The organism is Flavobacterium gyeonganense (assembly GCF_029625295.1).
In the GTDB taxonomy this organism is placed as follows: domain Bacteria; phylum Bacteroidota; class Bacteroidia; order Flavobacteriales; family Flavobacteriaceae; genus Flavobacterium; species Flavobacterium gyeonganense.
Genome location: NZ_CP121112.1, coordinates 2,878,476 through 2,895,648, shown reverse-complemented (window position 1 = coordinate 2,895,648; position 17,173 = coordinate 2,878,476). Strand labels below are relative to the sequence as shown.

Annotated in this window: 16 protein-coding genes and 1 pseudogene; 5 read left to right on the top strand and 12 right to left on the bottom strand. The window is 34.3% G+C overall.

The genetic code is table 11. The features are described from left to right. Positions 1 to 2: 2 nt before the first annotated feature. Together P5P89_RS12665 and P5P89_RS12660 are read left to right on the top strand one after the other, a co-directional pair. Positions 3 to 950 (top strand): alpha/beta hydrolase family protein, encoded by a 948-nt coding sequence (locus P5P89_RS12665; protein WP_278008651.1) that lies wholly within the window; start codon positions 3 to 5, stop codon positions 948 to 950. A gap of 158 nt (positions 951 to 1,108) precedes the next feature. Next, the gene (locus tag P5P89_RS12660) at positions 1,109 to 3,736 is read left to right on the top strand and encodes an AsmA-like C-terminal region-containing protein (protein WP_278008650.1); all 2,628 of its coding nucleotides are present in this window, start codon (positions 1,109 to 1,111) and stop codon (positions 3,734 to 3,736) included. A gap of 45 nt (positions 3,737 to 3,781) precedes the next feature. Here the strand turns inward: P5P89_RS12660 and P5P89_RS12655 are convergent, their stop codons facing one another. Next, entirely contained in the window at positions 3,782 to 4,861 is a 1,080-nt protein-coding gene (locus tag P5P89_RS12655; protein WP_278008649.1) for a glycosyltransferase family 9 protein, read from the bottom strand. A gap of 244 nt (positions 4,862 to 5,105) precedes the next feature. After that, positions 5,106 to 5,900 carry a DUF2797 domain-containing protein gene (locus P5P89_RS12650; RefSeq protein ID WP_278008648.1) on the bottom strand — a complete coding sequence of 265 codons (795 nt, stop codon included), beginning with the start codon at positions 5,898 to 5,900 and terminating at the stop codon, positions 5,106 to 5,108. Positions 5,901 to 6,142: 242 nt separating this feature from the next. On the opposite strand from P5P89_RS12650, the gene P5P89_RS12645 reads away from it, so the two are divergent. Both P5P89_RS12645 and P5P89_RS12640 read left to right on the top strand, forming a co-directional pair. Continuing rightward, positions 6,143 to 7,651, top strand: coding sequence for a GH3 auxin-responsive promoter family protein (locus P5P89_RS12645; protein ID WP_278008647.1), 1,509 nt, complete (start codon positions 6,143 to 6,145; stop codon positions 7,649 to 7,651). A 40-nt stretch (positions 7,652 to 7,691) separates the two neighbouring features. Further along, positions 7,692 to 8,615: a restriction endonuclease gene (locus tag P5P89_RS12640; protein ID WP_278008646.1), complete on the top strand. Its 924-nt coding sequence runs from the start codon at positions 7,692 to 7,694 to the stop codon at positions 8,613 to 8,615. A 306-nt stretch (positions 8,616 to 8,921) separates the two neighbouring features. Here the strand turns inward: P5P89_RS12640 and serB are convergent, their stop codons facing one another. From serB to P5P89_RS12600, 8 genes are all read right to left on the bottom strand, one after another. Beyond that, complete coding sequence (gene serB, locus P5P89_RS12635) at positions 8,922 to 10,151, bottom strand: phosphoserine phosphatase SerB (protein ID WP_278008645.1); 1,230 nt, start codon at positions 10,149 to 10,151, stop codon at positions 8,922 to 8,924. A gap of 147 nt (positions 10,152 to 10,298) precedes the next feature. Beyond that, positions 10,299 to 10,745: a VOC family protein gene (locus P5P89_RS12630; protein WP_278008644.1), complete on the bottom strand. Its 447-nt coding sequence runs from the start codon at positions 10,743 to 10,745 to the stop codon at positions 10,299 to 10,301. 63 nt (positions 10,746 to 10,808) lie between these two features. Beyond that, positions 10,809 to 11,246 carry an SRPBCC domain-containing protein gene (locus P5P89_RS12625; protein ID WP_278008643.1) on the bottom strand — a complete coding sequence of 146 codons (438 nt, stop codon included), beginning with the start codon at positions 11,244 to 11,246 and terminating at the stop codon, positions 10,809 to 10,811. Positions 11,247 to 11,248: 2 nt separating this feature from the next. Beyond that, positions 11,249 to 11,656, bottom strand: coding sequence for a VOC family protein (locus tag P5P89_RS12620; protein ID WP_278008642.1), 408 nt, complete (start codon positions 11,654 to 11,656; stop codon positions 11,249 to 11,251). Between the two features lie 112 nt (positions 11,657 to 11,768). Beyond that, positions 11,769 to 12,173 carry an SRPBCC family protein gene (locus tag P5P89_RS12615; RefSeq protein WP_278008641.1) on the bottom strand — a complete coding sequence of 135 codons (405 nt, stop codon included), beginning with the start codon at positions 12,171 to 12,173 and terminating at the stop codon, positions 11,769 to 11,771. 16 nt (positions 12,174 to 12,189) lie between these two features. Next, complete coding sequence (locus P5P89_RS12610) at positions 12,190 to 12,591, bottom strand: DUF1801 domain-containing protein (RefSeq protein ID WP_278008640.1); 402 nt, start codon at positions 12,589 to 12,591, stop codon at positions 12,190 to 12,192. Then, complete coding sequence (locus P5P89_RS12605; protein ID WP_278008639.1) at positions 12,591 to 12,995, bottom strand: SRPBCC domain-containing protein; 405 nt, start codon at positions 12,993 to 12,995, stop codon at positions 12,591 to 12,593. The genes P5P89_RS12610 and P5P89_RS12605 overlap by 1 nt, the downstream gene beginning before the upstream one ends. A 22-nt stretch (positions 12,996 to 13,017) precedes the next feature. After that, entirely contained in the window at positions 13,018 to 13,284 is a 267-nt protein-coding gene (locus P5P89_RS12600; protein WP_278008638.1) for a VOC family protein, read from the bottom strand. Between the two features lie 274 nt (positions 13,285 to 13,558). Between P5P89_RS12600 and P5P89_RS12595 the strand changes: the two genes are divergently transcribed. Continuing rightward, positions 13,559 to 14,524: a GlxA family transcriptional regulator gene (locus P5P89_RS12595; protein WP_278008637.1), complete on the top strand. Its 966-nt coding sequence runs from the start codon at positions 13,559 to 13,561 to the stop codon at positions 14,522 to 14,524. Between the two features lie 241 nt (positions 14,525 to 14,765). On the opposite strand, the gene clpX is transcribed toward P5P89_RS12595, so the two are convergent. Next, complete coding sequence (gene clpX, locus P5P89_RS12590) at positions 14,766 to 15,998, bottom strand: ATP-dependent Clp protease ATP-binding subunit ClpX (protein ID WP_031454477.1); 1,233 nt, start codon at positions 15,996 to 15,998, stop codon at positions 14,766 to 14,768. Between the two features lie 177 nt (positions 15,999 to 16,175). Further along, positions 16,176 to 16,849: pseudogene (gene clpP / locus P5P89_RS12585) on the bottom strand (ATP-dependent Clp endopeptidase proteolytic subunit ClpP). Between the last annotated feature and the right edge of the window lie 324 nt (positions 16,850 to 17,173).

Here is a 17,173-nt window from a genome sequence, read left to right as displayed (position 1 = left end):
AAATGAATAAAATAATTCTTCTTCTTACTGTTTTTATTCTAAGTTTTGTTAGTGCACAGGATAAAAAAGAAATCACATTTAAAGAATCTCCGATTGTCTTAAAAATAAATATCGATCAGTTATACGGCACCCTGACTGTTCCGGATCTATCCAAAAAATACCCGGTTGCATTAATAATAGCCGGTTCAGGACCAACAGACAGAAACGGAAATAATCCGATGATGAAAAACAATTCGTTAAAAATGCTAGCCGAAGTTTTAGCAAAAAACGGAATTGCATCATTACGTTATGATAAAAGAGGAATTGCCGAAAGCAAAGCTGCTGCTCCTTCAGAAGCAGGTCTGGTTTTTGAAAATTATACTGAAGATGCAAAAAGCTGGATTAATTTACTAAAACAAGACAAACGTTTTTCTAAAGTAATTGTAATTGGTCATAGTGAAGGATCATTAATTGGAATGATTGCCGGAGCAAAAGTAGACAAATTTATTTCAATTGCCGGAGCAGGTGATGCAGCCGATAAAATTTTAAAGACACAAATTTCTTCCAAAGGAATGAAGCAGATTGAAGATATGACCTTTCCTATTATCGACAGCCTGAAGAACGGCAAAACAGTAAAAAATGTTGACCCAATGCTTAATTCACTTTTCAGACCTACTATTCAGCCTTACTTAATTTCGTGGTTCAAATACAATCCGCAGACAGAAATAAAGAAACTTTCGATTCCGGTTTTAATTCTGCAGGGAAACAAAGATCTGCAGGTAACCGTACAGGATGCTGAAAATTTATCCAAAGCCAATCCAAATTCTGAATTGCTAATCATTGACAAAATGAATCATATCCTGAAAGTTATTGAAGGCGACCAGCAGGCCAATTTTGAGAGTTATAATAATGAAACTCTCCCAATTTCTGAAACTCTGACTTCCAAAATAGTTTCATTTATTCAGAAATGACAATAAAAATTAAATTAAATCCGTTTGAAATAATAAACTCAAACGGATTTTTTTATTGAATTTATCAAAAAATTACAAAAAAGCTCCGGTATAAAAAGCTATTTTTGCTATAATCATTTATCATTTTTGTCTATTCAAACCCCAAATATTAAATAGTTATGTTAAAGAAAATTTTAAAAATCACAGGAATTGTACTTGTAGTTCTGGTTGCTGCACTATTTGCGGTTCCGTATCTTTTCAAAGATCAGATTAAAGCTAAAATTGCCGAAGCCATCAACAAAAGCGTCGATGCAAAAGTAAGTTTTGCTGACGCAGATTTAAGTTTGTTTAAAAACTTTCCAAACGCCAACGTTTCGATTGAAAAGCTGTTAATCATCAACAAAGCCCCTTTTGAAGGAGATACTTTGGTTTCACTAGGGGAACTGGATTTAAAAATGAGCATTAAAGAACTTTTTAAAGTAAAAGAAGAACCGTTAAATATTGAGGGAATCAGTTCTCAAAATGGTTTAATTAATATTATTTTTAACAAAGACGGAGTTGGAAATTTTGATATTGCTTTGAAAGACGAAAAAGAAACCAAATCAGATGGCAAAAGCGATCCTCTTTCTTTAAAAATCCAGAATTATAAAATTGAAAATTTCACTTTCAGATATATTGATCAGGGCTCAAAAATAAAAATGGTAATCGACAGCCTGAATCACGAAGGGACAGGAGATTTTACCAATTCAAAACTTGATCTGACTACAAAATCTACAGCCAACGTTTCTTTGGACATGGATAAAATGAATTATCTTAAAAATGTAAAACTGACTCTGGATGCTGTTTTAGGGATTGATTTAGAGCAAAGCAAATACACTTTTAAAGAAAACAAAGCTTTAATCAATCAGCTGCCTTTAGAGTTTGAAGGTTTTATTCAAATGGCTGAAAAAGCGCAGATTTATGATTTAAAATTCAAAACCCCAACTTCATCGTTTACCAATTTCTTAGGACTAATTCCTTCGGCTTATGCTGCAAGTCTTGATGGCGTAAAAACAACCGGGGATTTTACCGTTGTTGGTTTTGCTAAAGGAGAACTGACAGACACAACGGTTCCAAAATTCAATATTGCGATTGCATCGAACAATGCTTCATTCCAATATCCTAACTTACCAAAATCAGTTCAGAATATCGTAATTGATACCAAAATCATCAATGAAACCGGTATCCTAAATGACACTTATGTAAATCTGGACAAACTTTCGTTTAGAATTGACCAGGATGTTTTCAGTGCAAAAGCGAATGTTAAAAACGTAACCGTAAATCCTATTGTTGATGCGGCTTTAAAAGGAACCATCAATCTGGCCAATCTTTCAAAAGCATATCCAATTAAACTGGACAAACCATTGGCAGGTATCTTAAAAGCGGATGTAACGACGAACTTTGATATGGCTTCTGTAGAAAAAAGCCAGTATCAAAACATCAAAAATGCCGGAACAATGAGTTTATCCGGATTTAAATATACAGATGAGAATAACAAATCTATGAATATAAGTACTGCAATGGTTGAATTCAATCCAAGCAAAATCAACTTAAAACAGTTTAATGCCACTACCGGAAGAAGTGATATTGCTATTAATGGAATTTTGGAGAATTTCTATGGTTTTATGTTTAAAAAACAGGAGCTGAAAGGAAACTTTAATATGAGTTCAAACCAATTAGCTGTTGATGATTTCATGACCTCAGGCGAACCTACAAAAGCTACAACTGCAGGTGGTGAAGCAAAAACTGAAACAAAAACGGCTGCAAAACCTGCAGACGCAATGAAAATTCCTGCGTTTTTAAATTGTACTTTAAACGCAAAAGCAAATACTGTTTTATATGATAATTTAAAACTGACTGCGGTTTCAGGAAAATTAATCATCAAGGACGAAAAAGCGACTTTAGAAAACTTCAAAACTTCTATTTTTGGTGGATCTATCGGTTTGACCGGAACGGTTTCCACGAAAACAAAAGTTCCTACTTTTGATATGAATTTAGGTTTCAATCAGGTTGATATTGCCCAGACTTTTACGCAACTGGATATGATGAAAAAAATTGCGCCAATTGCAGGAATTATTAATGGTAAACTGAATTCGACAATTAAATTAAACGGAAATCTAGATGCGAAGGAACTGACTCCAAACTTAGCTTCCATTTCTGGTGATTTATTAGGGCAATTGCTTTCAACAACTGTAAATGCTAAAAATTCGACTTTATTGAATTCTTTGAGTTCGAAAGTAAATTTTATTGATATCAACAAGCTGAATTTGAATGACCTGAAAATGGCTTTATCTTTTGAAGACGGTAAAGTAAAAGTAAAACCATTTGACATTAAATATCAGGATATTAAAGTTACTGTTGACGGAACTCACGGTTTTGATCAAACCATGAATTATAATTTAAAATTAGATGTCCCTGCCAAATATTTAGGCAAGGAGGCAAATGCTTTTCTTTCTAAATTATCGCCTGCTGATGCCGCAAAACTGGAAAATATTCCAATTTCAGGTTTGATAACGGGTAATTTTTCAAATCCAAAAGTGGCTATTGATACTAAAACAGCGGTTAATAATCTTACCAGTCAGGTGGTAAGCCAACAAAAAGAAAAATTAACACAAAAAGGTGCTGCTGCACTTAACGATTTACTCAATAAGAACAGTAAGTCAAAAGACACTACAAAAACCGATGCTGAAAATAAGGCAAAGACGAATGAAGAAGTTAAAGCTAAAGCCAGCGATTTATTGAATGGTTTGTTTAAAAAGAAAAAATAATCAACTAAGAAAGGTCAATCGGATTAGATTGACCTTTTTTATCTTTTAAATTGCTTTAGAATAGATTCCTGATTTTCCATTGTCTAAAATAGTGCTGAAAATTTTAAAATATTCTTTTTCAAAAAAGCTATTTACATCTATCCCAACACTATTATTGTCGTAAGGTTCATATTTCTTTAAGTTTGAAACTGAAAACAATCCTACGGTCGGAGTATGGACAGCACTCGAAAGATGCATGATTCCGCTATCAGCCCCTATGAACAAATCAGCATTTGCAATTACAGATCCAATTTCGCGAATATCCTTGCTATAAAATGTTGGCGCTTTAAAACCAATCTGAGAAACGTTTTCTATTGGGAGAATTTCGATAATATTATAATTTTCATACTCAGCATTTAAACTCGCATAAAAATTTCCCCACCAGTCTTCCGATAAGCATTTTGATCCTGTGGCGTAAGTAAATATACAGATCGTTTTTTTATAATTCTTCACCACAGTATTCAATTTTTTCTTTCCTTCAGCAATTTCAACTGGCGTTAATTTAAGATCTAAAGGTACAATAGGATTTTCTCTTTTCTCAAATCCTAATTTGGTTAAATAATCCCGTAAATGATAAATAGGATATTTAGCAATGTGAGCATAATCACCATGATATAAATTAGCCGAAAAAGGCAAATCACCAAAAAACTTAAATTTAGAATTAGAGAATTTGACTCCAAGACGCCCAGAAGAAGAACCCTGATCTACATTTATAGCAATATCATATTTATACTTTTTTAAAGAAACCCAGACTTTAAAATATTGAAAAAGATTACTGAAAGGTTTTTTAGGCAATTTTATTATCCTGTCTACACAATTATAATTCTCAAAAATAATCGGAGCCAAAAAACCTTTTACAAACAAATCAATTTTACAATTTGGAAACATTTCCTCTAATTCCTGAACAAAAGGGGTAATCAGTAAAAGATTACCTAATCTTGCATTTGGTCTGCAAATTAAAATTCTTTTAATTTCGTTTTTGTTGACCAGAGTGATGCTCTGTTCTACATTTGATTTTCCAATATTCTTTGTCAGAGTTCGCATTAATGCACGTCTCAAAACATTTATTTCACCTAAAATTCCCATTTTATAATTAATTTATTTTGATTTGCATTATTTTAAAAAAGCTTCATTGTAATCTTTTACAAAATTAATTCACTAAAGCTTTTAAAAATATAAATCGATCAATATCAAATTATTATAAAATTGTAACAAAATTTATCAAAATTCACATGACCCATTCCTTAAAGTCAAAAATACAACTCTAATTAATTGTTTTAATTAATTATTATACAAGCCGTTAATAAGAATAGACGAATGAGGTAGTATGCTAGACGTTTATTGCAACAATATAACCTTCGGAACCGCGGATATTAAAAACAGTACCATTTTCAAAAATTAAGTATTGTCCTTTTATGCCAACTAATTTCCCCTGAAATGAAGGCGTTTTGTCCAGATTTAAACTTGCAACTTTTGCCGGATAATGTAAAACCGGATAATGCAAATCGTACACATCTTCTTTTTGGCTGTAAAAGTATTCCTTAGCTTCATCCGGAATCAGATTTTCGAGTTTAACTTTCTCAGCAATTAAGTCGAAAGTCTCTGTTGGATTTTGGAGCATTTTTCTCCAATTTGTTTTATCAGTATAATGATTTTTTAAGGCTACTTCAGTAATTCCTGCCAGATATCGATTCGGAACCTCAACTACAGCAATTGCCTGACTTGCTCCCTGATCTATCCATCTGGTTGGTACTTGTGTTTTACGGGTAACACCCACTTTTATTTCGCTTGCTACAGCCAGATAAACCACATGAGGCTGCAATTGAACTTTTTGTTCATATTCTAAATCACGATCTGCGATTCCTAAATGTGCCGTGCTGAGTTCTGGTCTCATAATCCAGTCACCAACAGCTGGACTTGAATAAAAACAATCATAACAAAATCCCTGACGGAATATTTTTTTCTTTTTACAGCAATTCAAACACTGGTAACCTGCAAAATTGATTTCGATTTCCTTATCCAATAACTGATTCATGTTTAAAAAACTATCTTCAAAAACCAGATAATATTGAATTGGGGCACCGAATTCGGTTTGCATTTTTGTAAGTACTCCTTCGTAGGTCATAAGATTTTTATTGCTGATTTTAGAGATAAATTACTTTTCAGAATAAATAATTTAACAGTTAAATTTCATTGTTTTTGTGTCGAATCTTTATTCTAAATAAATTGTTTTTTGCAAAAAAACACTATTTTTGAATAGCAACAAAGTTACATTTTTGTCTGCCGATATTCAAATTTTAAATTTCCGGTATTTGCATTTATAGTAAATATTAGTAACTTAAAATCTAAAATCTAAATACATTCTTCATGCCTCTATCCATAATAAATTCTTTTGCATCCTGGGTTCTCAAACAAAGAATACATCAAATTGAACTTTTTTTAAAATATCCAAATGAAGTTCAGGAAGAGCTGCTGCATAATTTATTGACCGCTTCAGAAAATACGATTATTGGAAAACAATATGATTTTGCTTCAATCAGCTCTTATAAAACTTTTGCTGAAAGAGTTCCGGTTTCTGGTTACGAAGAATTACAGCCTCTGATTGAACGTACACGCCAGGGCGAACAGGGTGTTTTTTGGGAAAGTCCTATAAAATGGTTTGCCAAATCGAGCGGAACTACCAACGCTAAAAGTAAATTTATTCCGGTAAGCAGTGAAGCCCTTGAAGACTGTCACTACAAAGGAAGTAAGGATCTACTTTGTATGTATCTGAATAACAACGAAGATTCACAGCTGTTTGTAGGAAAGAGTCTTCGTTTAGGAGGAAGTTCCCAGATTTACGAAAACAACAATACTTTTTTTGGTGATTTATCAGCGATACTGATTGAAAATATGCCTATTTGGGCCGAATTCAGCAGTACGCCTAGTAGTAAGACTTCGCTGATGACCGAATGGGAAAGTAAAATTACAGCTATCATCAATGAAACCAAAAATGAAAATGTAACCAGTTTTGCCGGAGTTCCGTCGTGGATGCTGGTTCTGATGAACAGGGTTTTAGAAAACACCGGAAAAGGAAACTTGTTGGAACTCTGGCCGAATCTTGAAGTGTATTTTCACGGTGGGGTGAGTTTTTCTCCATACAAAGAACAATACAAAAAAATCCTGCCGAGCAAGGATTTTAAATACTACGAAATATACAACGCCTCCGAAGGTTTTTTTGCCATTCAGGATTTGAACAATTCCAGTGATTTATTGCTAATGCTGGATTACGGCATTTTCTACGAATTTATTCCGATGGACACTTACGGAACCACAAACCAGAAAGTAATCCGTTTGGCTGATGTGGAGCTGAATAAAAACTACGCTATCGTTATTACGACCAATTCCGGATTATGGCGTTATTTGATTGGTGATACCGTTCGGTTTACCTCGTTAAATCCATACAGAATAAGGGTTACCGGAAGAACCAAACATCATATTAATGTTTTTGGTGAAGAATTAATGGTTGAAAATACCGATCAGGCGATTGCCAAAGCCTGCGAAATCACCAAAACCGAGGTTATTGATTATACCGTTGCCCCAATTTTCATGCAGGACAAAGAAAAAGGCGCTCACGAATGGATGATCGAATTCAAACAAAAACCCGCTGATGTTGGTCTCTTCCAAAAAGTGCTGGACGAAACATTACAAACTTTAAACTCTGACTACGAAGCAAAACGCTACAATAATATGACATTAAATCCTTTGGTAATTAATGTTGCCCGTGAGAACCTTTTTTATGACTGGTTGAAGGAACGTGATAAACTGGGCGGACAGCATAAGATTCCGAGGCTTTCGAATCAGAGGGATTATTTGGAGCAGTTGAAGGGGATGTAAGCAACACTCAATTCATTTGTATTATACTTAAAGAAAAAACATGGCAATACCAAAACATGATGAACTAAGAATTCCTTCATTAAATTTATTATTAGATGGAAGAACAATGAAATTAAAAGACTTCATTGAGCCACTTTCTAAGGAATTTGCCTTAACAGAAGAAGAAATTAATGAAATGTATCCATCAGGAAATGGGCATATATTCTATGATAGAATTTCTTGGGCTTTGAGCTATTTGAATATGGCTGGACTTTTGGACAAACCAGCGAGAGGAAATTACAAAATCAATTCAAAGGGTATTGAATTATTAAAAATTCCGGGTAAAATCAATACTTATGTGGATGTAGAAGTAGCAAAACGTGATAAAAATAAGAGAACAAACAAAAATCCTGAAATAAAAATAATTGAAACAGATGATAGACTGACTCCTCAGGAAAAACTATACACTTCATTTAATAATATCAGAAACTCCATTTATGATGAGATATTAACTACTATTTTAAGCAAAACTCCAACTGCTTTTGAAAAATTAGTTGTGTTATTGTTACAAAAAATGGGATATGGAGGAGAAATAAAGAACTCAGGTTTAGTAACACAAAGATCTAACGATGGTGGGATTGATGGAATTATAAAAGAAGATATTTTAGGATTTGGGAGAATCAATATTCAAGCTAAAAGATATCGTCTCGATATTGCGATTGGACGCGAAGAAATTCAGAAATTTGTAGGTGCATTAGCTGTAGCTCAATCTAATAAAGGAGTTTTCATAACTACTTCTTATTTTTCTAGAGGCGCTATAGAGTACGTAGAAAATTTGTTTGGAAACACAACAGTTGTATTAATTGATGGAAAAGACTTAGCAAGTTATATTTATGATTATGGACTCGGAATGCAAATAGAGCAAACAATCGAAATTAAAAAAATGGATACAGATTTTTGGGACTCAATGAGTGACGAACTATAATAAAATCATGTTAATTGTTAAAGTTTTACTCGTGTCTAAAAACATTAATTCCACTAAAACCGCATGAGGGATAGCAGTGGAAATCCTTTTGTGCCGGGGTTCGGCACAAAAGATTGTAACGGATAGCCCGACCCGCTTTTTCTGCGGGGCATGCCCATAAAAAAACCTTAGGTCAAATGATGAACTAAGGTTTGTTTTATTTTTATATTCTGTTCGTTGCTCTCTGGATGTGATTTACTTCGTCTGTTCGCTAATCGCTCGGGTCTCCTTCGTCGAAATGACATAAAATGAGTCGAATTTTGTTAACTACATCATATCAATATATCGATCGTGGTATCCTAATAAATACAACACACCATCGAGACCTAAACTTGAAATCGAATTTGAGGCGCTTTCTTTTACTTTTGGTTTGGCGTGAAAAGCGATTCCCAAGCCGGCAAGGTTGATCATTGGCAAATCGTTTGCTCCGTCTCCAACCGCAATGGTTTGGTTGATGTGGATTCCTTCTTTTTCTGCAATGGCAGTCAGGTACTCTGCTTTCTTGATACCATCAACGATATCGCCTATATATCTACCGGTTAGTTTCCCGTCTTTAATTTCCAACTGATTGGCGTGAACATAATCGATTCCCAGCTCTTTTTGCAGGTATTCTCCAAAATAAGTGAATCCTCCAGATAGAATCGCAGTTTTATAGCCGTAATATTTCAACGCTTTCATTAAACGGTGTGCTCCTTTTGTGATTGGCAGGTTTTCGGCCACTTTTTGCAAAACGTCTTCGCTTAAACCTTCGAGTAAAGCCATACGTTTTTTGAAACTTTCGTTGAAATCAATTTCGCCGTTCATAGCAGATTCTGTAATCGCTCTTACCTGATCTCCTACTCCGTTAAGCTCTGCTAATTCATCAATTACTTCTGTCTGGATTAAAGTCGAATCCATATCGAAGCAAACCAAACGTCTGTTTCGTCTGTAAATATTGTCTTCCTGAAATGAGATATCGACATCCAGTGTTCTGGAAATTGCCATAAAATTGGCGGTCATTTCGATCTTGTTTACAATTTCGCCTGTAACAGATAACTGGATGCAGGAACGCGGATACTCTTCTTTTTCAACAACGGAAGTCCTTCCTGTTAATCTGATAATGGAGTTAATGTTCAGGTTTTGATCTGTCATTATTTTAGTCACGGCTGCCAATTGTACCGCCGTTAATTTTTCTCCTAAAATATTGATGATGTAACGCTGATTGGATTGTGATTTTACCCAGGTTTCATAATCTTCAATAGAAATCGGAATGAATTTAACCTTTACTTCAAGTTCATAAGCTTTAAACAAAAGGTCTTTTAAAACAGGTCCCGAACTGGAGCCAGCTTCGATTTCGAATAAAATTCCCAAAGATAATGTATCGTGAATATCGGCCTGACCTATATCTAAGATAACAGCATCATAAGCTGCTAATACTGTGGTTAAGCCTGCGGTAACACCCGGTTTGTCGTGTCCTGAAACTTTTAATAAAATAATTTCCTTATCGTCTTTTGCCATTTTATCCTTGTTGATTTAAGAAGCGACAAAAATCGACAATCTATTGTTGATATAAAAGTATATTGTTTGTTTTTTTATAACGAAAAAGCACAAATCAATGTGCTTTTTCAGGTTATTTAACAATTAATGTTCAAGTATTAAAATAATCTAACTTTCATTGTCTTCATCACAATTGGCAAGGTCTATCATCCAGTTTACTCCAAATTTATCTTTTAGCATTCCGAAATAAGGACTCCAAAAAGTTTTCTGCATTGGCATATCTATTCTTCCGCCAGCTGTAAGCCCGCCAAATATTTTATCTGCTTCTTCAGTACTTTGTGCACTGATAGAAATTGAAAAATTATCACCAAAACCTACATCTCCAAATTTTGGATGGCTATCACTTCCCATTAAAACAGAGCTGCCAACTGGAAGCGAAATATGCATAATGCGATTAGAGACTTCTTCTGAAAGTGATTCAGTATCATGTTCCGGAGGTGCATCTTTAAATCTTCCGACATATTGAAATTCTCCTCCAAAAACGGTTTTATAATACTGAAATGCCTCTTCACAATTTCCGTTAAATATTAAATAGGTATTTATTGCTTTTGCCATGATATTTTTTTATTATTATTTTTTATTGCTATTGCAATTGATTTTTTAAATTGATATTGACTTTTATTCCTCAGAAAGTTCCTTAATCGCTTCTAAACTTTTTGGAAAAGCTTCTTTAAAATAGTCCATGTATTTTTCGATTACATCAACCTGTGAAACCAGATCTGTAAACTCATCATCAGGAATTAAACGGTAGGTTTCCATATAACCACTCCCATTCTCAGCATATTTATCTACAGGCAATTCTTTAAAATCCTTGATTTCACCTATGTGCTTAAAAGCCATGTATTCATTTGGGACTTTCTTTTCGATAATACTGTTCATTCCTTCTCCGTTTGGAGCCATGAAGTGTATTTTATCACCTTCATTCCAGTCACTTACGGCATAGGAGCCTTCACAAAAAGGGGCTGTCCATTTTCTATACGTTTCGTCATCCCATAAAACTGACCAGATTTTTTCCGGTGTAGCTTTGATTCTAATTTTAAATTCTAATGTTTCCATAATCATGATAATTTACTAAAATCCATAAATAATACATTCCAACGATGACCATCTAAATCTGCAAAACCAAAACCGTACATCCAGCCCTGGCTTTCTGCCGGCTCTGAAAAAATAGTTCCTCCGGCATCTTTCACTTTTTGAGCCAGTTCATCAACTTCTTCACGATTTTCGGCATCAATCGAAATCAAAACTTCAGAACCTGAATTAGTATCTGTAATACCGTTTTGTGAAAAACCTGCAAAGACCAACTCTTCGAAAAGCATCACTACAAAATGTCTTTCTCCTACGACCATACAGGTCGAAGTTGGCGTGTCGTGCTGCTCATTAAAAGAAAAACCTATTTTCCAGAAAAATTCTTTTGCTTTTGCTACATCCTTTACAGGAAGATTCAACCAAATTTGTTTTGTCATTTTTGATATTTTATTTGTTAAACAATTATTTTTTAAACTATGTAAAGTGATATAAAATAAACCTATATCTAAAACTCTGAACCTTTTGACTTTGAACGTTTGGAGCTAAAAATTAATTATTCTCAACATAATTTTTAAAATTATCGAGAATTGCCTGCCAGCCTCCACGCTGCATTTCTTCCGGATTTTGTGTCTCAGGATCAAAACTTTCAATTATTTCTACTCCGTTTGGTGTTTCTGTAAAAGTGATTTCAACCTTTCTTCCATCTGCTATGACATATTGCAAAGCTTCGTTTGGTTTTACAAGCGTAAACTCTCCTTCAAAATCAAAACTCATACTGCCGTCTTTTGCAGCCATGGTCGATTTAAATTTTCCTCCTTCTCTTAAATCGGATTCGGCATAAGGTGTATGCCAGTCCGGAGATGCGAAACTCCATTTGGTAATGTGTTCAGGTGCATTCCATAATTCCCAAACTTTACTTATTGATGCATTTACTGTAGTTTTGATAGTAATCATATTATTTTTTTGTTTATTATTTCTCTGCATTTAACCATTCGTTTATAATGGTTTGTAGTTCTATTTTTCCTGTTTCAATTTCTTGCAAACCATTAAATGTTATGATAGCTCTGTCATTTTCTTTCCAGACCAGCATTTTACTTTTATTGGAAATTATTTTTTCTTTTGGCTGCTCTTTCTTTTTTGCTCCTCTGTGAAAAATCAGCTGGACTTTAGCAGTTACGGGCAAAATTTTCATTGCAATTCTGTCTTTTTTTTCAAAACAATAATTAGGAGCGTTCCACTTAATATTTTCAGTAAGATTTTGATTGGATGACAAAATATAAACCCGCAATGCATCGATTTCCTTTATGAGCGGATGGTTTAGTTTGTCCAGAAAATCGGTTACTTCTCTGTTTTTAATTGTTTCTCCTTTCATTAGTTTGCTTCAGTATATTTTTTAAAATTATCAATCACCCGCTGACAAAATTCCTTTTGCTCATTTTCAGGATTTTCGGGATTGGGTTCAAATATTTCTGTGATCTTAATCTTATCATCCTGAATTTCAAAACGAACACTTCCTGTCCTGTTATCTACTAGCTTATATTCTATAACTGAAAATTCATCCAATTTAGTGTAAATTCCTTCATAATCAAAGCAGATACTTTCATCTTTCCTACCCATTGTATATTTAAATTCACCACCTACTTTCACATCATTTTCTACATATGGCGTATGCCAGTCATCCGTGGGGTTATTCCATTTCCGAATATTTTTTGGTGTCGTCCAGAATTTCCAAACTTTATCGATTGGAGCATTAACAATAGTTTCTACAGTTATCATATTTAATTATTTAATTCACAAATTAATTTCCTGTTGGAATCTGACTTTCATCCATAAAGAAAACCTCCCAATGATGACCGTCAGGATCCAGAAACATTTTCTGATACATCCAGCCGTAATCTTTTGTATCCATGTATTCTCCACCTCCGGCCTTAACCACATCTTCAATTATTTCATCAACCTTTTCACGTGTTTCAACAGATATTGCAATAATCACTTCGCTGGTCGTATTGGCATCACAAATTTGTTTATTGGTAAATGTTTTATAAAACTCTTCAACTAAAAGCATAACATTTATGTTTTCGCCAATTATTAAACAAGTGCCTTTTTCATTAGTAAATTGTGGATTAAATGAAAAACCAAGCTTTGTAAAAATTCAATGGAACGATTTAAATCTTTTACAGTAAGATTCAGAAAAATTTTTGTGTTCATCTTTATAAGATTTCAAATTAGATCTAAACAAATTTAAACTATCAAAATCAGTTTTTTGCTACAATAAAAGTCAACTTTAGGGTCATTTAAGACAAAATGTATATCTTCGTAATATCGATAAAGCTAAAATTATGAGCAGGAAAGTAGGTTTAATTTTGGGGTATGACTACAAATTACTAAGCGTAGCGGCAATTTTAGAAGTTTTTGAAACAGCGAATAAATTACATAACGAAATTGAAAAACCTTTTGAGATTATGGTGTTTCAATCGGCTGAGCAAATCAATGAGAAAAAATTATTTGGTTATGAAGTGAATTCAATTGAGGATTCTGATAAAAATTTAGAACTCATTCTGATCCCTGCTTTTACTACCGATAACATGAGTGAAATGATTGCCAAAAATCGAAAATTTATTCCGTGGCTGCAAAAACACCATCAGACAGGTGCTGAACTGGCAAGCTTTTGCACTGGGGCATTTTTGTTTGCTGCTTCCGGATTGCTCAACGAAAAACTGGCCACTACCCATGTAGATGCCTGCAGTGCATTTACCAAAGCTTTTCCACTTGTGAAACTAAAACCCGAGGAAACCCTGACTGCAGACGGAAGTCTGTACACCAGCGGAGGTTCTACCTCAACCTTTCATTTATTGATTCTTTTAGTGCAGAAATATTGCGGAAACGAAATTGCAGTTCAGATTGCCAAGATTTTCTCGATCGATTTAAATCGTTACAAACAAAGTTATTTCAGTACTTTCAGACCGAATCATTTGCACAATGATGCTTTGGTTGCCATGCTCCAGCAAAAAATAGAAAGTCAGTATCACAGCATAGAAAAACTCGAAGAAATTACCAAAGATATTCCCACCAGCACGCGTAACATGACACGTCGTTTTAAACAGGTTACCGGAATTCCGCCCATCGAATACCTGCAAAATATAAGAGTGGAGAGCTCAAAGAAATATCTGGAACAAACCCAGCTTTCAATTTCAGAAATTATCGAAAAAACAGGTTACAACGACCCAAAAGCATTTCGAAAAGTATTTTATAAAATGGTCGGCATGAAACCTATCGAATATAGGGAGAAATTCAGAGTTCGTTAATTCTTGGGGAGCAGTAATTTTTTGTTTCATAATTACGTCTGGTCCTGCTCTGCACTATATCTGCTGTTGCGAACCCCGCAACAACAGGATACCGTTACGATCAGGGCTAAAACAGACATTTTGTTTTATAATATGAAGATGTTTACGTCTTATCAATTGGAATTATAAAAAGTTATGTAAAATGTATAAAAAAACCTGCTCAACTAAATGAACAGGTTTTAGAAAAAATATTATTTTAAATTTAAGAAGCAATTTCCATGCGCTTCAATAAATTTTTACTCAATGTATGCTCTGCGTAATCTTTATCAATTGAAAGTACTTTATCATCAGAACTTGGCAATTCGTACATAGCATCCGTTAAGATAGCTTCGCACAAGGAACGCAATCCACGGGCTCCTAATTTGTATTCTAAAGCTTTGTCCACAATAAAATCCAAGGCTTCATCAGTAATACTAAATTCTACTTCATCCATTAAAAACAGCTTTTGATATTGTTTTACCAATGCGTTTTTAGGCTGCGTTAAAATGGCACGCAATGTTTCTCTGTCTAAAGGATCCATGTGCGTTAGAACCGGTAAACGACCAATAATTTCCGGAATCAAACCAAAATCTTTAATATCTTTAGGAATAATATATTGCAACAAATTGTCTTTGTCGATATTGTCAGCATTCTTAGAAGTTGAATATCCAACTGCCTGACGGTTTAAACGTTTTGAAATGATACGTTCAACGCCATCAAAAGCTCCTCCTGCAATGAAAAGAATGTTTTGTGTATTTACCTCAACAAATTTCTGATCCGGATGTTTACGTCCTCCTTTTGGTGGCACGTTTACAACTGTTCCTTCTAATAATTTCAATAAAGCCTGTTGAACTCCTTCGCCTGAAACGTCACGTGTTATGGATGGATTATCACTCTTACGGGCGATTTTATCAATTTCATCAATAAAAACGATTCCTCTTTCAGCTTTGGTTACATCGTAATCAGCAGCCTGAAGGAGACGAGTCAAAATACTTTCAACGTCTTCACCAACATAACCGGCTTCTGTAAGTACAGTTGCATCAACAATAGCCAAAGGAACGTCTAACATCTTTGCAATCGTTTTTGCTACCAACGTTTTTCCGGTTCCGGTCTGACCCACCATAATGATGTTGCTTTTTTCAATCTCTACTTCATCGTCTAACTGCTGTTGCATTAAACGCTTGTAGTGATTGTAAACCGCCACCGACATTACTTTTTTAGTCTGATCCTGTCCAATAACATATTGATCAAGGAAAGCTCTGATTTCTTTTGGTTTCTTTAAAATTAAATCCCCAACCAGTTTGGCACTTCCGCTGGATTTTAATTCTTCTAAAACAATTCCGTGCGCCTGCTCAATACATTTATCACAAATGTGCGCATTGATTCCGGCGATTAATAAATTAGTTTCTGGCTTTTTTCTTCCACAAAACGAACATTCTAATACTACTTTTGCCATTCTTTATTTAAGTTACTAAGCTGCAAAGATACTAAGTTTATGAGATTTTAATATTTAAACGTCAAAAACTTAGCAACCTATTAACCTTTATTCTTCGTTTAAAGTTTAAAGTTTCAGGTTTCAAGTTAACAGCTGTAACTTTAAACCTGAAACCTAAAACTAAAATTAACTTTAAAACTATCCTCTTCTCAATACTTCATCGATCATTCCGTACTCTTTTGCTTCGTCAGCTTTCATCCAGTAATCGCGCTCACTGTCTTTATGAACTCTTTCAAAAGATTGTCCTGAATGCTGCGAAATGATGTTGTATAATTCTTCTTTTAATTTCAGCATTTCACGTAAGTTAATTTCCATATCTGTAGCAACTCCCTGAGCTCCTCCGGATGGCTGGTGAATCATAACTCTTGAATGTGGAAGAGCCGAACGTTTTCCTGCTGCTCCTGCGCATAATAAAACGGCTCCCATAGAAGCTGCCATTCCTGTACAAATTGTTGCCACGTCTGGTTTGATATACTGCATGGTGTCATAAATTCCTAAACCTGCGTAAACACTTCCTCCAGGGAATTCAGATAAATCTGAATATCTTTTGAAGCATCGGCACTTTCTAAAAATAATAATTGTGCCTGAACGATATTGGCTATCTGATCATCGATACCTGTTCCTAAAAAGATAATTCTGTCCATCATTAATCTTGAGAAAACATCCAATTGAGAAACATTCAGCTGACGTTCTTCAATAATATATGGAGTCATATTGGTTGGGTTCATTGCCGCTACGATTTTGTCATAGTACATGGCGTTTACTCCCTGGTGCTTTGTAGCAAATTTTTTGAATTCTTTACCGTAGTTCATATTTTAAGTGTTCTAAGTTTATGTTATATCTATATATTATTCCTTCCATCAAAGGTTGTACCTTTATTACTTATGTGTCAATTTGTCTTATTTAGCCCAGATAGCAGTGAAAAGCTTTTTGAAATGGCAACTATTTTTTGTTGGTAAAAAAAAGCGACCGGCGGAAGCTCTTTTTTTGCCTTACAAAAAAGGCAGCAATGAAAAAACTTGTAACGAATAGCTGGATTAGCTTCTGAAAAGTAATAAAAAATAAATTGAAACCCACATCAAAAAAATATTTTCTTTAACTGAAATAAAAAAACAGAAGAGCGTCAGGGAAAAATA

What these genes read in the sequence shown, in the direction of transcription:
- P5P89_RS12640 (WP_278008646.1), top strand. Translation starts at nt 7,692, where the DNA reads ATGGCAATACCAAAACATGATGAACTAAGAATTCCTTCATTAAATTTA.
- P5P89_RS12625 (WP_278008643.1), bottom strand. Translation starts at nt 11,246, where the DNA reads ATGGAAACATTAGAATTTAAAATTAGAATCAAAGCTACACCGGAAAAA.
- P5P89_RS12665 (WP_278008651.1), top strand. Translation starts at nt 3, where the DNA reads ATGAATAAAATAATTCTTCTTCTTACTGTTTTTATTCTAAGTTTTGTT.
- P5P89_RS12620 (WP_278008642.1), bottom strand. Translation starts at nt 11,656, where the DNA reads ATGACAAAACAAATTTGGTTGAATCTTCCTGTAAAGGATGTAGCAAAA.
- clpX (WP_031454477.1), bottom strand. Translation starts at nt 15,998, where the DNA reads ATGGCAAAAGTAGTATTAGAATGTTCGTTTTGTGGAAGAAAAAAGCCA.
- P5P89_RS12630 (WP_278008644.1), bottom strand. Translation starts at nt 10,745, where the DNA reads ATGGCAAAAGCAATAAATACCTATTTAATATTTAACGGAAATTGTGAA.
- P5P89_RS12645 (WP_278008647.1), top strand. Translation starts at nt 6,143, where the DNA reads ATGCCTCTATCCATAATAAATTCTTTTGCATCCTGGGTTCTCAAACAA.
- P5P89_RS12660 (WP_278008650.1), top strand. Translation starts at nt 1,109, where the DNA reads ATGTTAAAGAAAATTTTAAAAATCACAGGAATTGTACTTGTAGTTCTG.
- P5P89_RS12655 (WP_278008649.1), bottom strand. Translation starts at nt 4,861, where the DNA reads ATGGGAATTTTAGGTGAAATAAATGTTTTGAGACGTGCATTAATGCGA.
- P5P89_RS12615 (WP_278008641.1), bottom strand. Translation starts at nt 12,173, where the DNA reads ATGATTACTATCAAAACTACAGTAAATGCATCAATAAGTAAAGTTTGG.
- P5P89_RS12605 (WP_278008639.1), bottom strand. Translation starts at nt 12,995, where the DNA reads ATGATAACTGTAGAAACTATTGTTAATGCTCCAATCGATAAAGTTTGG.
- serB (WP_278008645.1), bottom strand. Translation starts at nt 10,151, where the DNA reads ATGGCAAAAGACGATAAGGAAATTATTTTATTAAAAGTTTCAGGACAC.
- P5P89_RS12595 (WP_278008637.1), top strand. Translation starts at nt 13,559, where the DNA reads ATGAGCAGGAAAGTAGGTTTAATTTTGGGGTATGACTACAAATTACTA.
- P5P89_RS12610 (WP_278008640.1), bottom strand. Translation starts at nt 12,591, where the DNA reads ATGAAAGGAGAAACAATTAAAAACAGAGAAGTAACCGATTTTCTGGAC.
- P5P89_RS12650 (WP_278008648.1), bottom strand. Translation starts at nt 5,900, where the DNA reads ATGACCTACGAAGGAGTACTTACAAAAATGCAAACCGAATTCGGTGCC.
- P5P89_RS12600 (WP_278008638.1), bottom strand. Translation starts at nt 13,284, where the DNA reads ATGCTTTTAGTTGAAGAGTTTTATAAAACATTTACCAATAAACAAATT.